This window comes from Novosphingobium sp. Fuku2-ISO-50, assembly GCF_001519055.1.
Classification (GTDB): Bacteria; Pseudomonadota; Alphaproteobacteria; order Sphingomonadales; family Sphingomonadaceae; genus Novosphingobium.
On the sequence record NZ_KQ954292.1, the window covers coordinates 63362 to 77204 of the forward strand.

The 13843-nt window shown below is 64.0% G+C and carries 12 protein-coding genes; 3 read left to right on the forward strand and 9 right to left on the reverse strand.

Annotated features, from left to right (window positions below; genetic code table 11):
• Positions 1-157: 157 nt before the first annotated feature.
• The 4 genes from AQZ50_RS11685 to AQZ50_RS11700 form a co-directional block, all read right to left on the reverse strand.
• On the reverse strand, positions 158-517 hold the full coding sequence (locus AQZ50_RS11685) for an endonuclease domain-containing protein (protein WP_369801419.1): 360 nt from the start codon (positions 515-517) through the stop codon (positions 158-160).
• A gap of 94 nt (positions 518-611) precedes the next feature.
• Positions 612-2117 carry a Fe-S cluster assembly protein SufB gene (gene sufB / locus AQZ50_RS11690; protein ID WP_067746647.1) on the reverse strand — a complete coding sequence of 502 codons (1506 nt, stop codon included), beginning with the start codon at positions 2115-2117 and terminating at the stop codon, positions 612-614.
• Positions 2114-2683: an RrF2 family transcriptional regulator gene (locus AQZ50_RS11695; protein ID WP_082703599.1), complete on the reverse strand. Its 570-nt coding sequence runs from the start codon at positions 2681-2683 to the stop codon at positions 2114-2116. The genes sufB and AQZ50_RS11695 overlap by 4 nt, the downstream gene beginning before the upstream one ends.
• 66 nt (positions 2684-2749) lie before the next feature.
• Positions 2750-3751, reverse strand: coding sequence for a helix-turn-helix transcriptional regulator (locus AQZ50_RS11700; protein WP_067746648.1), 1002 nt, complete (start codon positions 3749-3751; stop codon positions 2750-2752).
• A gap of 491 nt (positions 3752-4242) precedes the next feature.
• On the opposite strand from AQZ50_RS11700, the gene AQZ50_RS11705 reads away from it, so the two are divergent.
• From AQZ50_RS11705 to AQZ50_RS11715, 3 genes are all read left to right on the forward strand, one after another.
• Positions 4243-5289: a quinone-dependent dihydroorotate dehydrogenase gene (locus AQZ50_RS11705; RefSeq protein ID WP_067746649.1), complete on the forward strand. Its 1047-nt coding sequence runs from the start codon at positions 4243-4245 to the stop codon at positions 5287-5289.
• 9 nt (positions 5290-5298) lie between these two features.
• Positions 5299-7023, forward strand: a complete 1725-nt coding sequence (ggt, locus tag AQZ50_RS11710; RefSeq protein WP_067746650.1) for a gamma-glutamyltransferase — start codon at positions 5299-5301, stop codon at positions 7021-7023.
• A gap of 92 nt (positions 7024-7115) precedes the next feature.
• Complete coding sequence (locus AQZ50_RS11715) at positions 7116-8918, forward strand: AMP-dependent synthetase/ligase (protein ID WP_067746651.1); 1803 nt, start codon at positions 7116-7118, stop codon at positions 8916-8918.
• Positions 8919-9028: 110 nt separating this feature from the next.
• On the opposite strand, the gene AQZ50_RS11720 is transcribed toward AQZ50_RS11715, so the two are convergent.
• From AQZ50_RS11720 to AQZ50_RS11740, 5 genes are all read right to left on the reverse strand, one after another.
• Positions 9029-9565: a hypothetical protein gene (locus AQZ50_RS11720; protein WP_067746652.1), complete on the reverse strand. Its 537-nt coding sequence runs from the start codon at positions 9563-9565 to the stop codon at positions 9029-9031.
• A 147-nt stretch (positions 9566-9712) separates the two neighbouring features.
• A complete protein-coding gene (locus tag AQZ50_RS11725; protein WP_197412469.1) occupies positions 9713-10999 on the reverse strand; it encodes a sigma-54 interaction domain-containing protein in 1287 nt (428 codons plus the stop codon).
• Positions 11000-11115: 116 nt separating this feature from the next.
• Positions 11116-12216: a hypothetical protein gene (locus tag AQZ50_RS11730; RefSeq protein ID WP_156427341.1), complete on the reverse strand. Its 1101-nt coding sequence runs from the start codon at positions 12214-12216 to the stop codon at positions 11116-11118.
• A gap of 71 nt (positions 12217-12287) precedes the next feature.
• The gene (locus AQZ50_RS11735) at positions 12288-13076 is read right to left on the reverse strand and encodes a gamma-glutamyl-gamma-aminobutyrate hydrolase family protein (RefSeq protein ID WP_067746655.1); all 789 of its coding nucleotides are present in this window, start codon (positions 13074-13076) and stop codon (positions 12288-12290) included.
• Entirely contained in the window at positions 13073-13834 is a 762-nt protein-coding gene (locus AQZ50_RS11740) for a type 1 glutamine amidotransferase (protein WP_067746656.1), read from the reverse strand. The genes AQZ50_RS11735 and AQZ50_RS11740 overlap by 4 nt, the downstream gene beginning before the upstream one ends.
• Positions 13835-13843: the final 9 nt, after the last annotated feature.

Below are 13843 nucleotides of genomic sequence, written 5' to 3' on the forward strand. Positions count from 1 at the left end.
GGGTTGGGGTGGGGCCTCGCCCAACGCTCCGACGCTTGCCAAAACGTGCCCAGGTTGAATGCTCGGCCATGCAATCGCCCAGTGGGGCGCAGCCTATAGGCCCCACCCCCGGCCCCTCCCCTGAAGGGGAGGGGGGATGGTTGCGATGCGGGCATGATCATTCTTCACGCCCTTCGGCCACGGCCCAGCGATCCGGCGCCTGTCGCAGAGCCGCAAGGACAGATCGCTGAACCCCGTCCAGATTGTCCATGACATCCCGGTTGGTCACCCGCAGGACGGTGAACCCATAGCCCGCCAAGGCGTGATCCCGCTGCCGGTCCTGTTCGGCGTCGTGCGTCTCGCCATCGACTTCGACAATCAGCGCCTTTTGCGGGCACAGGAAATCGGCGATGTAGGGGCCGATCACTGCCTGGCGGCGGAACTTGTGGCCTTCGATCTGGCCGTTCGACAGCGCGCGCCACAGGCGTTTTTCCGGTTCGGTGGGGTTGCGGCGCATGTCCGCCGCCCGGCTGTTCAATTCAGCGAGGAATATAGCCGAGAGGCCCCACCCCCGGCCCCTCCCCTGAAGGGGAGGGGAGTTCAGGCGTTGGGCGTCTTGTTGGGAGGTCAGGTTAGCCAACGCTTCCCTCCAGGCTGATGCCGAGCAGCTTTTGCGCTTCGACGGCGAATTCCATCGGCAATTGTTGCAGCACTTCGCGGGCGAAGCCGTTGACGATCAGCGTCACCGCGTCTTCCTGGCCAAGGCCGCGCTGCATCGCGTAGAACAACTGGTCGTCGGAAATCTTCGACGTGGTCGCTTCGTGCTCGATCGTCGCGGTCGGGTTTTTCACTTCGATATAGGGCACGGTATGCGCGCCGCACTCGGCGCCGAGCAGCAGGCTGTCGCACTGGGTATGATTGCGCACGCCGTCGGCATTGCGCGCGACGCGCACCAGCCCGCGATAGGTGTTGTTCGATTTCCCCGCGCTGATCCCTTTCGACACGATGGTCGAGCGGGTGCCGCGCGCGTTGTGAATCATCTTCGTGCCGGTGTCGGCCTGCTGATGGTTGTTGGTGACGGCGACCGAATAGAATTCGCCGACGCTGTCTTCGCCGTTCAACACGCAGCTCGGGTATTTCCAGGTCACGGCCGATCCGGTTTCGACCTGGGTCCACGAAACTTTGCTGCGCGCACCCTGGCACAGCGCGCGCTTGGTGACGAAATTGTAGATCCCGCCCTTGCCTTGCGCATCGCCCGGATACCAGTTCTGCACGGTCGAATACTTGATCTCGGCATCGTCGAGCGCGACCAGTTCGACCACGGCGGCGTGAAGCTGGTTTTCATCGCGCTGCGGGGCGGTGCAGCCTTCGAGATAGGAAACGTATGAGCCTTTGTCGGCGACGATCAGCGTGCGTTCGAATTGCCCGGTGTTTTCCGCGTTGATGCGGAAATAGGTCGACAGCTCCATCGGGCAGCGCACGCCTTCGGGGATATAGACGAACGTCCCGTCGGAAAAGACCGCGCAATTGAGCGCCGAAAAGAAGTTGTCGTGGCAAGGCACGACTTTGCCCAGCCAGCGGCGAACCATGTCGGGGTATTCGCGGATCGCCTCGCTGATCGAGCGGAAAATGACCCCGGCTGCTTCCAGTTCCTTGCGGAACGTGGTCGCCACCGAGACGGAATCGAACACCGCATCGACCGCAATCCTGCGTGCGCCTTCGACGCCGGCAAGCACCGCCTGTTCGGCCAGCGGAATGCCCAGCTTTTCATAGATGCGCAGGATTTCCGGATCGACTTCGTCAAGGCTCTTGGGCCCGTCCCTGGTCTTGGGCGCGGCCCAGTAATAGGCCGCCTGATAATCGATCGGCGGGATATTCAGCTTGGCCCAATCGGGCATCGGCATGGTCAGCCAATGGCGATAGGCCTTGAGCCGCCATTCGAGCATCCATTCCGGTTCCTGCTTCTTGGCGGAAATATAGCGGACGGTCTCTTCGGACAGACCTTTGGGTCCGTATTCCTGCTCGATGTCGGACGACCAGCCATATTCGTAATCGGCGGCGCGCGCCGCAGCTTCGCGCGCGGCCTCATCCTTGACTGCCGGTTCACCGACAACAGGGGCGTGCAGCTCGTCGCTCATGCTTCAACCTCGAATGTTGCAGAAGTGGCGGGCGCCTGCACTGCCGGCGCCCGCGAAGCAAGCCCCGACACATCGGGGCCTCTCAGATCAGGCCCCCTCAGATCAGGCCCCCTCAAATCAGGCCCCCTCAAATCAGGCCCCCTCAAATCAGGACTGGCCAACTGGCTTAGCGAAACCCCCGCCAGCGCGCCACGCAAGGCGGCGTCGACCACAGGCCAGTGCGGCCGCATCGAACAGGCGCTTTCGAGCGAACAGTCGTGGCGGCCTTTTTCATTGCGCAGCCGATCGCTGCAGGCGGCCATGGCGATCGGCCCTTCGACCGCTTCGATGATGTCGGCAAGCGAGATCGCCGCCGCCGGACGCGCCAGCGTCAGCCCGCCGCGCGCACCGCGCACCGCGCGCAACAGCCCCGCGCCCGACAATTTGCTGACCAGTTTTTGCACGGTCGGTGCGGGCAGGCCGGTTTCATCGGCGAGCTGCTGCGCCGAAATGCGCGCATGCCCGCAACGCCGTGCGGCGGCGGTCATGGTCACCACGGCATAATCGGCCATGCTGGACAGACGCATTGCACAAAACCCTTCAACCGACCGGATTGACCCGGCGCCGTAAATCAGACCGATTCGATCCGGTATCTAGGTATCGCGCTTCGGCATGGCAAGATGCCCATGGGACAAAAGACCCAGACCCGATGGCATCGCGGCAACTTTGGGCCTGATTTCAACATAGTTCCTCAGATCGACCGAAGCAGACCGAAGCGGTTGATTGGTCCGCGCCAGCCGCCCCGGCGTGCATCCGGTAAAGTGGCGGATCTCGCGGATCATGTGCGGCTGATCGTAGAATTGTTCTTCGACATGCGCGATCTGGTCGGCGGGAGTGCCCGGATGGCACAGCAGGGCGGCGGCGCGCAGCGCGCGATATTTGCGCGCCAGCTGGCTGGGGCTGAGCCCGAAATAATGATCGACCAGTCGCTGCAACTGACGGGGCGAATAGGGCGTCGTGGCGACAAGATCTTCAAGCCGGGGCGACAGCGACGCGCCCAGCCATTCGGCAACCGCCCGGATCAGATCTTCGTGCCGGGGCGGGATATGCATCGCCCGCGCGCCAAACACCCGCGATGCCATCGCCACCATGTCCTGCGGCCGCAGCGTGCCCGCGCGATGCCCGTCTATCAGGTTTTCGCCAAGCCGGGTCACCTCTGGCCCGAGCAGCGAGCCCGCTTCGACCATGCGGTCGCTCCATTTCGCCGCCGACAGCCGCCCGGTCAGCGCGGCCCAGCCGAGCGGGCCGATCGCCGCGCCAAAGGCATGCCATGGCCCTTCGACGGTAATTTCCGCCGCCGCCGACAACGGGGTGACCAGACTGGTGCGATGCGAGACATGGATCACGCCGTCGCCGGTGCGCATCCGCCCCTCGCCCTTGAGGAACACCAGAAACAGAGCAACCGCTGCGGGCTGCACATCGTCGATCCGCGCCCTGTCGCAACGCAAGCTGAAATAGGTCGTCACATACGGCTCGACATCGGGCGGCGGCGGCAGGAAGTCGAAGAGGAACGGCGCGGCCTCCCCGGCCTCGCCAGTTTCGCTGTCCCGGCCAGTTCCGCCGACAACTTCAGCGCTCGAATTGCCGATGATCATTATCGCCGCCCCCGCAGATCTTGCGGCAAACCTTGCGCCACCCCGACAAGCACAAGCCCAGCGGAAGTGAAAATCGCACGCGTGTCAAGCACATCGCTCACGAATACCGGAAATAGCTGTCACTTCGGACATAATACAGGGGAGGTATCGCGACACTCCAGCCGACGACGCGGGACAAAAAAAGGGCGGCCGGGCCTTTGGCTCCGACCGCCCGGAAGTCGAGGGTCCGATACATTGCTGCACCAAGCCCTTCGGGTCGCAAGACGACGGCTAGGCTATCGCGCGATTCGTGAATTGTATGGATTCGACAAAATCGGTGTCCGGTTTGCAACACACCTGATGCTTTGGCCCAAATTACGAAATTTTCTTTGAATTCGCGCTATTTCCCTCTTGGCTCCGGATCACCGCTCGCCCAAGGATCAAAGCCGAGGTTCAAAGATGGACCGGCCACAACCCAACCCATTCACCGACATAGCGATATTCATTTACCGATGCTCTACCGCCTTTTGCGCCCCCTGCTGTTCAAAATTCCGGCTGAAACGGCCCATCGGTTAACCGTCGCGGCCTTGCGAGCGGTGCCGTTGTCGCGCCAGCTGGACATGGCCCCCACGCTGATCCAGCGCGTTGCCGGCATCCCCTTTCCCAATCCGGTCGGCCTTGCCCCCGGTTTCGACAAGAATGCGCAAGTGCCCGACGCGATGCTGGCGCTGGGCTTCGGCTTTGTCGAAGTCGGCACGGTGACTCCCCGTCCGCAAGTCGGCAACCCGCGCCCACGCCTGTTCCGCCTGGTCGAGGATCGCGCGGTGATCAACCGCATGGGATTCAACAACGACGGGGCAGAAGCGGTCGCCCGGCGGCTGCACGAACGCACCGGCACGCCCGGCCACTCGCCCTCGGGGATCATCGGGGTCAACATCGGCGCCAACAAGGATTCGCCCGACCGCATTGCCGATTATGCGACCATGACGCGGATCATGGCACCGCTGGCCCGCTATCTGACGATCAACATAAGCTCGCCCAACACGCCGGGCCTGCGCGATTTGCAGGACGAAGGCGCGCTCGCCGCGCTGCTCGACGCGGTCATCATGGCGCGGGGGGGCAACACGACCCCGATCTTCCTCAAACTCGCGCCCGATCTCGGCCATGCGGACATCGATTCGATCTGCCGCATCGCGATCGACCGCCGCATCGACGCGCTGATCATTTCGAACACCACGATCAGCCGCCCGCCGTTGCTGTCCCCCCTCGCCGGGGAAAGCGGCGGCCTTTCGGGCGAACCCTTGCGCGATCTCGCGTTGCAGCGCCTGCGCGATTTCCGCAAGGCAAGCGGCGGGGGCATTCCGCTGATCGGGGTCGGCGGCATCGCCACGGTCGACGATGCCTGGGCCCGCATTCGCGCGGGCGCCAGTCTGGTGCAGCTTTACAGCGCGCTGGTCTACGAAGGCCCGGGGCTGGTGCGCCGCATCGTCAAGGGCCTGGCCGAACGAACCCGCGCCGAAGGCATGGGAAGCATTGCGGAAGCCGTCGGCAGCGAATAGCCTGCCGCAATGCACCACGCCTCCCGCCGCAAGGTTTTCGCCCGCCTCTCGCTCAGCGCTGCGCTGCTAATCGCCGCAGCACTGCCAATTGCAACGGTTGCCGCTGCGCCACCGGCACCCGATCACGGCGTGGTTTCTGCCGCCGACCCGCGCGCAGCGGCTGCAGGCGCCGAAATCCTGCGCGCCGGAGGCAGCGCAACCGACGCGGCGATCGCGACAATGCTGGCGCTGGGGGTGGTCGAACCGCAAAGCTCGGGGCTCGGCGGCGGCGGCTTTCTCCTCACCGGCAGCGCCGATGGCCAGGTCGACAGCTTCGACGGGCGCGAAGCTGCGCCAAAGGCCGCCGATTCGCACTGGTTCTTTCGCGATGGCCGCCCGCTCGACCATGGCGCTGCCGTTCCCGGCGGGCGCAGCGTCGGCGTGCCGGGCAACCTGGCGCTGGCCGCGCTCGCGCATGCCCGCCATGGCCGCCTGCCCTGGGCGCGGCTGTTCACCCCGGCGATCCGGCTGGCGCGCGACGGTTATGCGATCACCCCCCGGCTGAATGCCTCGCTCGCCTTGTTCAAGGGCGTTGCCGGGCTCGATCCGGCGGGGCGCGCCTTGTGGTTCGACGCCGATGGCGCGCCGCTGCCGGTCGGCACCGTGGTCAAAAACCCCGCGCTGGCGCAGATTCTCCAGCGTATCGCCGAAAAGGGGCCGCGCGCATTCTATAGCGGCGCCAATGCCGATGCGATCGCGCACCATGTCACGACCAGCCCGATCAACCCCGCGCCGATGACCATCGCCGACATCGGCGCCTATCAGGCCCGCGCGCTGCCGCCGGTCTGCGCGCCCTATCGCACATGGAAAGTGTGCAGCATGGGCCCGCCGTCGGCCGGCGGGATCATCGTGCTGCAAGTGCTCGGCATGCTCGATCGATTTGACATCAGGACGCTCGGCCCCGCCTCGCCGGTCGCCTGGCATCTGATGGCCGAGGCGGAACGGCTGGCCTTTGCCGACCGCGACCGCTTTGTCGCCGATCCCGGCTTTGTCTCGGTGCCGGTCAAAGGCCTGCTCGACCCTGCCTATATCGCCGCGCGTTCGGCCCTGATCAGCGAGGGGCGCACATTGCCGCAGGCCGATCCCGGCGCGCCTGCGGGCGCCAGCGACACTTATGCGCTGGCCGCCCCGATCGAAGAACACGGCACGACGCATTTCGTGGCGGTCGATGCGCACGGCGATGTCGCCAGCTATACCTCGACCATCGAAAACGGATTCGGTTCGGGCCTCATCGTCAATGGCTATGTGCTCAACAACGAACTGACCGATTTCAACATCGATCCCGACCGCGACGGCAAGCCGACCGCCAACCGCGTCGAAGGCGGCAAACGCCCGCGCAGCTCGATGAGCCCGGTGGTGGTCTATGACAGCGCGGGCCACATCCGCCTTGTCGCGGGGGCGGCAGGCGGCGCGACGATCCCGGTGCAGGTCATCCGCGTGCTGATCGGCACGCTCGACTGGGGGCTCGATGCGCGCGCGGCCATCGCGCAAGGTGTGGTGATGCCGATCCCGGACGGCATCGCGGTCGAGGCGGGCACCGCGCTCGAACCGATGATCCCGGCGCTGACCGCGCTGGGCCATGGCCATGTGATCGCCCTGCCGCTGCGGCTCAAGGCCAATGCGATCGAGCGCACTGCCGAGGGCTGGCGCGGCGCCGCCGATCCGCGCAGCGAAGGCGCCAGCGTCTCACCATGACAAGACCAGCGGTGTTCTTGCCGTAGCGGCACGACGGGCCTACGTACCGTGACAGGGGCTCCAAAGCCCATGGCAGAGGATCGCGACAGGCCGTGCAGCTCACCGATTTCGACCGCTACCCCAACCTTGTGGCGATGTTCCTCGATCGCGCCCGCACGCGCGGGTCGCATCCGATGCTGGTCGCCAGACACGAAGGCGCCTGGCGCGCGCTCGACTGGACGACGGTGGCGGACCGGGTCTGCGTGCTGGCGCGCTCGCTGCGCGCGATCGGGCTGAAGGATGGCGACCGGGTCGTGCTGGTTTGCGAAAATCGGCCCGAATGGTGCATCGCCGATCTGGCCATCATGGCCGCCGGGCTGGTGACAGTGCCGACCTACACCACCAACACCGAACGCGACCACCACCATATCCTCGAAAACTCGGGCGCGCGGGCCATCATCGTCTCGACGCCGAAACTGGCGCAGCCGCTGCTCGCAGCCGCCATGCGCGCACCCAATGCCGAACATGTCATCGGCATCGAGCCCTTGCGCCGCATGCAGTCGGGCATGTTGACCTTTCACGACTGGCGCGACCTGATTGTCGGCGACGTCGCCGCCGCCCGCGACGAAGCCGAAGCGCGCGCGGCAACGATCGGGCGCGATGATCTTGCCTGCATCATCTATACCAGCGGCACCGGCGGCGCCCCGCGCGGCGTGCGCCAGCATCACGGCGCGATCTTGCGCAATGTCGATGGCGCCGCGCATATCGTGGCCGAAGACTACGGCTGGGGCGATGAAGTGTTCCTGTCGTTCCTGCCGCTCAGCCACGCCTATGAACACAGCGCCGGGCAATTCCTGCCGATCGGCATGGGCGGCACGATCCATTATGCCGAAAGCCTCGAAAAGCTGGCTGCCAATATCGAGGACGTGCGCCCGACGCTGATGGTCGTCGTCCCGCGCCTGTTTGAAGTCCTGCGCACGCGGATCATGAAGCAGATCGAAAAACAGGGCCGCCTGCCCGCCACGCTGATGCATCAGGCGCTGGCGATTGCCGCGCGCCGCGCCTCTGGAAAAATGCGGTTGAGCGACCGGTTGCTCGACATGGTGATCGAACGCACGCTGCGCCCGAAGATCCGCAAACGCTTTGGCGGGCGGATGAAGGCGCTGGTGTCGGGCGGGGCCCCGCTCAATCCCGAAGTCGGCGTGTTTTTCGAAGCGATGGGCCTGACCCTGCTGCAAGGCTATGGCCAGACCGAGGCCGGGCCGGTGATTTCGGTCAACCGTCCGCGCGCGGGCATCGCCATGGATACGGTCGGACCGCCGATGCGCGAAGTCACCGTGAAGATCGCCGAAGACGGCGAAATCCTCGTCCAGGGCGAACTGGTCATGCACGGTTATTGGCGCAACGAAGTCGAAACCTTGCGCACGATCCGCGACGGATGGCTGCACACCGGCGACATCGGCCATTTCGACGCGGCGGGGCGGATCGTCATCACCGACCGCAAGAAGGACATGATCGTCAACGACAAGGGTGACAACATTTCACCACAGAAGATCGAAGGCATGCTGACGCTTCAGCCCGAAATCGCCCAGGCGATGGTCAGCGGCGACAAGCGCCCCTATGTCGTCGGGCTGATCGTTCCCGATGCGGAATGGGCGCTCGACTGGGCGCGCGAGGCGGGCGAACACTTCGACATGGCCGCGCTGCAGGATTTGCCGGCATTTCGGGCCGAAATCCGCGCGGCGATCGATCGGGTCAATGCAGACGTGTCAGTGGTCGAGAAAGTGCGCCAGTTCGCCTTTGCCGACGAGCCGTTTGCCATCGACAACGAGGAACTGACCCCGTCGATGAAAATTCGCCGCCACAAGATCCGCGAACGCTATGGCGCGCGCATTGATGCGCTGTATCGGGGGTAAAGGCTTATCGGGGGTAGAGGCGGCACCGGCCCGCTCCCCCACCCGACCACCCACAGGGTACTTTCGTTGGGTGGTCGGGTGGGGGAGCGGGCCGGTGCCGCCTCCCGATTTCAAGCCGCTTCGAGTTCGACGAATTCGGGAAGGAACGTCGGTTCGCGCAGGGACCAGCCGGGAGCAGTCGCCGCAGCCTCGCTGATCGACTGGAGCAAGCCCTTGCGCCGTTCGGGACGGATCTGCGGCAGCGCCGCCGCGCCGCAGAACGCCGCCGGCAGCCACGGGCGGATCGCCGCGCCGAGCAGCCGTTCATAGAGGAAGCGATAGGCGCAAAAGCCGCCGAGCCGTTCCTGCGCCAGATCGAATGTCGAAACGCGCAACATCGGCCCCATCAGCACTTCGATCGCATCGAGCCCTTCGCCGCCGTCACTCGTCTCAAGCGCGCGGCGCACCAGTTTCAGATCCTGATAGACGACATATTGCGCGCGAATCGAAGCGGTTTCCTCGCCATTGCGCGCCCACAGGCGAAACGCATCGCCCCGGCCAAGCCCCACATCCAGACTGCGCCTGATGTAGCGCTGTTCGCAAGAGGAAAACCCCGCAAATTCACGCATTTCGGCAAGAATAAGCTGTGCACTTGGGCTGTACGACATGACCGGCGATGCTCCTGGGCGAGCCGGATATGTGGCCATTCGCTGCGTCGACCGACCGCCCACACAAACCCTAGCGCACGATAGTTAGCGGGCGGTTAAATGGTTAACCGGGCAAACCGCCCATGGCGTGGCTTATAAGTTTATGGATCAGGTCTTTTGCTGCTTTCGGATCAATGTCGCAATATCGATGCCAAGCGCACGGGCAGCCGCCCGCTTTGACCCCAAACTCTCTATAGTTCTGTTTATGATGGATTTTTCGAACTCGGCAACGTGGTGCTTCAATTTCTCGTCGCCGCAAGAATCAAGGACAGAATCAAAATTCACGTCAGATGATTTTACCAAAGACCTGTTGCCATAACTCGCGAATTCTTCATACCCGGCAACATCGTCAGAGATAATATCAAGATAGTCCAGGATGCCCTTTAACTCGCGTATGTTTCCGGGCGTGTGATATTGCACGATCGCTTCCCGACATTCCCTGGCAAGGACCAGGGGCGTTTTCCTTGTGGAATTGATTCTTTCCAGAAAACTGTCGATCAATTCACCTCGATCCGTCCTTTCACGCAAGGCGGGAATGGTGACCGGAAAGGTCGATATTCTGTAAAAGAGGTCAGCGCGAAACTGCTTTTCCTGCACCATTTGCGCCAGATCGCGATTGGTGGCGGAAATGACTTTGACATCGACACGGCGGACCATGGCCGAACCGATCGGCTGAATCGTCCCATCCTCAAGAAATTTCAACAATTTCGCTTGGCTGGTCAGCGGGATTTCGCCGATTTCATCAAGAAACAGCGTCCCTCCCGCAGCGCTTTCGATAAAGCCCTTCTTGCCCGCCTGCAGCGCGCCGGTGAATGCCCCCCGTTCATATCCGAACATCTCGGATTCGAACAGGGTTTCGGGAATGCTGCCGCAATTGACATGCACAAACGGCGCGCCATCCCGGCTCGATCGGCCATGAATGAAATCGGCCACGGCCGTTTTCCCGACCCCCGATTCGCCCAACAGGATGACCCGCACCTTGCGTTCGTGCGCGCGAATGGCGCGCTCGATCTGACGGTTCAGATCCGCCGGAAACATCAGGCCCGCACCGCGATGGCCCGATCGCGGCGGCGCGCCCGCGCGCGCGGTGTCGGCACCGCGCTTTTCCTCGCGCAAGGTCAGGACGACATAGCCGCGCTTGCTGTCCAGCAGGGGGATGACGCGCCGACTGGCCAGAAAGCGCCGGCTGCCGTCGAGGCTTCCCAGCGTGGCCTCGACACGCCCCTTGCTCGCCACCGACAGCCAGGCATCGAGATCCAGCCCGGATCGGCGCAGGAATTTTTCAAAGGGCCGTTGTTCGGCATCTTCGCGGCTGACCCCCGACAGGCGCTCGGCCGCCGGATTGATGCAGGCGATATTGTCGTCGCAATCCACGACAATGACCGCTTCGGACAAGATCGCGACGAAAGCGGCAAACGCCGGTTCGCGCAGCATGGCATCGAGTTGCGCGCGCGTGACGGGCGCCTGCGTGGCCCGGCCGAAATTCATCACCGGAATGCGCGGGGCATCGCTCATGACCGCCGCGCCTGGGGAAGCGGCGCGCGCACCTTTTGCAGCGTGATGACCCACCATGGTCGTCCGCCCAGCCCTTCGATGCTCGACACCAGACATTGAAACCGCACCTGATTGCCCGAAGCGACCGGCAGACTGACGACTTTGCGACGATCCGTGTTGCTCCACCGCCGCACCTGCCTGCCCAGCAGCGCGGCCGCCGCACTGCCTTCGGGGAACATCCTGCGAAAACCCAGGTTGTTGCTGATGATCTGGTCCGCCCCCGGATCGAACACGACGATGGGATCGTGAATGCCGTCGATCACATTGCGCAAGGTGGCGATCTGGGCCTTGCTGCGATCGGCCTGGGCCTGCATCGCGGTCACATCCCGGCAATTGCCCCAGATCCGCTTGATATAGCCGTTTTCAATATCCGCCCTGACATCGTTCTGACAATGGATGACAGTGCCGTCGTGGCGAAGGTCGGATGAAACCGCATTGTCGATAAAATAGCCCGACGCGACGATTTCTTCGACAAAGCGTTCGTTTTCGGGGTTTCGCGGCCAATGCAGCCGCACGTCATGGGCGCCGATCCGCTGCCCCATCGGCAAATTGTAGATCCGCGCCATGGCCATGTTGGTAACGCGCCAGATCGATGCGTTTTCAAAAATCTGGTCGACGACTTCATGGTCCGGACGATTGACGTCGATCGGTTCAAGGAATTCGATGCACCAATGCCCCTCGCGGGCCTCGTCGATGATCTTGCGCAAGACGAGATTGTCGTTCTTCAGATCGTCGAGGCTGTCGGCCAGCGCCCCGAGCAGGATTTTCGACACGGCAAAACCGCGCAGCGCCCCCACCCGCACACACGAACAGCGCGCGATGGTCCTGATTTCCTGACCGCCACGCCCGATCAGCGCCAATTCAAGCGTCGCCTCGAAACCCTCGGTCACCGGGCGAGCCAGCAATTCCCGCAATTTCAGGCAGGATTCCGGAACATAGATGCTTCCGATCTTTCGAGCCGCGCTGTGATATTCCAGACCGAGCAGATCCATTTGCCGGTCATTGATCTGACAAACGCTTTCGTCTTCGGCCACCACATCAAAGAGAACATCGGTCAAATCTTGCTCTCCGAACCCAAGGCTGAATGACGCCGCCCTTCCCCGAATTTCGCCGTCGGGCGTCATCCTGCTCAAAAAGCTAACGGAACGCCGGGCGTTTGGCGAGTGGGGGCCCCGCGATTTCCGCTCGCCCGCGCTGTCCTTGCCGCTTCACCAAAGGCGGCGAGCAGGCGCCGGCTGGCCGGATTGTCTTCGGGCCGATACTCGGGGTGCCATTGGACGCCGACGGCAAACGGATGCCCGTCGACCGCAATCACTTCGGCAAGCCCGTCCGCCGCCGTGCCATGAACGGCAAGCCCCGCGCCGATCCGGTCCAGCCCCTGATAATGCAACGAGTTTACGGCGAACGTGCGCGCGCCAAACACGTCTGACAAGCGCGACCCTTCGACCAGCACCACGTCGTGCGCAGGCGCATAACGCTGTTCGTAGGCAAGGCCCGCCGGGGGATGATGCCGCACCGCGCCCCCCTGCTTCGCCAGATCGGGCAGCAGCGTACCGCCCAGGGCAATGTTCAATTCCTGAAAGCCGCGACACACGAACAGCGCCGGTTTGTGCCGGGCGATCACCTTGCGGACCAGCGTCAGGGCAAAGCTGTCGCGCACACGATCGAACGGCGGCACCGCCTGCGCCCCGCCATAGGTATCGGGATGAACATTCGAGGCGCTGCCCGTAAACAGAAAGCCATCGAACGCGGCGACGATCTGCTCGATCTCGCTGTCCACCGCCGTCGGCAGCAGCCCCATCGGAATGCCCCCGGCATGATCGCGGATCGCGGCGGCATATTTGTCGCCGACGAGGTGATAGGGCATGCCATCGACCTCGCCCAGATCGCTGACCAGCGCGATGAGGGGCAAACTCATGCCGAACGCGCCTCGTCGGCACCCGTCTGGTCAGCGAGGGCCCGGCGCAGAAAATTGCCGATCAACTGTTCTGCACCCGTCACATAGCCAAAGCGTACCGCCCGGTCTTCGACCAGCGCGTGATAATAGGCGGCCAGCCGGTCGCAGGCGACTTCGGGATGGAACTGTGTCGTGACCCAGCCCCCGCCCAGATCGGCCGCCGCCACCGTGCCCAGACATCTGGCCAGCACCGCCGCGCCCGGCGGCATCTGCGTCACATGGTCGAAATGCGCAAACTGGAACAGCGGCTCGGCGCCCATGCCGTCAAACAACCAGTGTCCTTGCCCCGCATCGGTCAGTTCGACGCCCATCGTCCCCAAAACCAGCCCCTCTTCGCGCCGGTCGACCACGCCGCCCAACGCCGAACAGGCCAGTTGATGACCGCCGCAAATCCCCAGAAAGGGGCGCCCGGTGGCCCGATAGCGCCCCAGCCACTCGATCATCCGCGTCTGCCAGGGATGGTGATCGTTGACCGAAGCGAAACTGCCGCCGAGCACGACGGCATCATAGTCGAGCGAGGGGGCCTCGCCCCGATCGGCATGGACGCCGATCAGGTCGAATGCCCCCTCCAGGCCGAGACCTTCGAGGAGGCCCCGAAACGCCTCCACTTCGTCATCGCCACCCCGCAGGCGGGAAAAGGCGCGGCGATCCACCCCCAGCGGCACGGCCAGTTGGGCGATATAGGCCAGCCGCAGGCGGGGCTTCACGCGTGTCGTCATGGTCGTCAA

Excerpts from the sequence above, each read along its gene's own strand:
- sufB (WP_067746647.1), bottom strand. The coding sequence starts at position 2,117 with ATGAGCGACGAGCTGCACGCCCCTGTTGTCGGTGAACCGGCAGTCAAG.
- AQZ50_RS11695 (WP_082703599.1), bottom strand. The coding sequence starts at position 2,683 with ATGCGTCTGTCCAGCATGGCCGATTATGCCGTGGTGACCATGACCGCC.
- AQZ50_RS11700 (WP_067746648.1), bottom strand. The coding sequence starts at position 3,751 with ATGATCATCGGCAATTCGAGCGCTGAAGTTGTCGGCGGAACTGGCCGG.
- AQZ50_RS11705 (WP_067746649.1), top strand. The coding sequence starts at position 4,243 with ATGCTCTACCGCCTTTTGCGCCCCCTGCTGTTCAAAATTCCGGCTGAA.
- ggt (WP_067746650.1), top strand. The coding sequence starts at position 5,299 with ATGCACCACGCCTCCCGCCGCAAGGTTTTCGCCCGCCTCTCGCTCAGC.
- AQZ50_RS11720 (WP_067746652.1), bottom strand. The coding sequence starts at position 9,565 with ATGTCGTACAGCCCAAGTGCACAGCTTATTCTTGCCGAAATGCGTGAA.
- AQZ50_RS11735 (WP_067746655.1), bottom strand. The coding sequence starts at position 13,076 with ATGAGTTTGCCCCTCATCGCGCTGGTCAGCGATCTGGGCGAGGTCGAT.
- AQZ50_RS11740 (WP_067746656.1), bottom strand. The coding sequence starts at position 13,834 with ATGACGACACGCGTGAAGCCCCGCCTGCGGCTGGCCTATATCGCCCAA.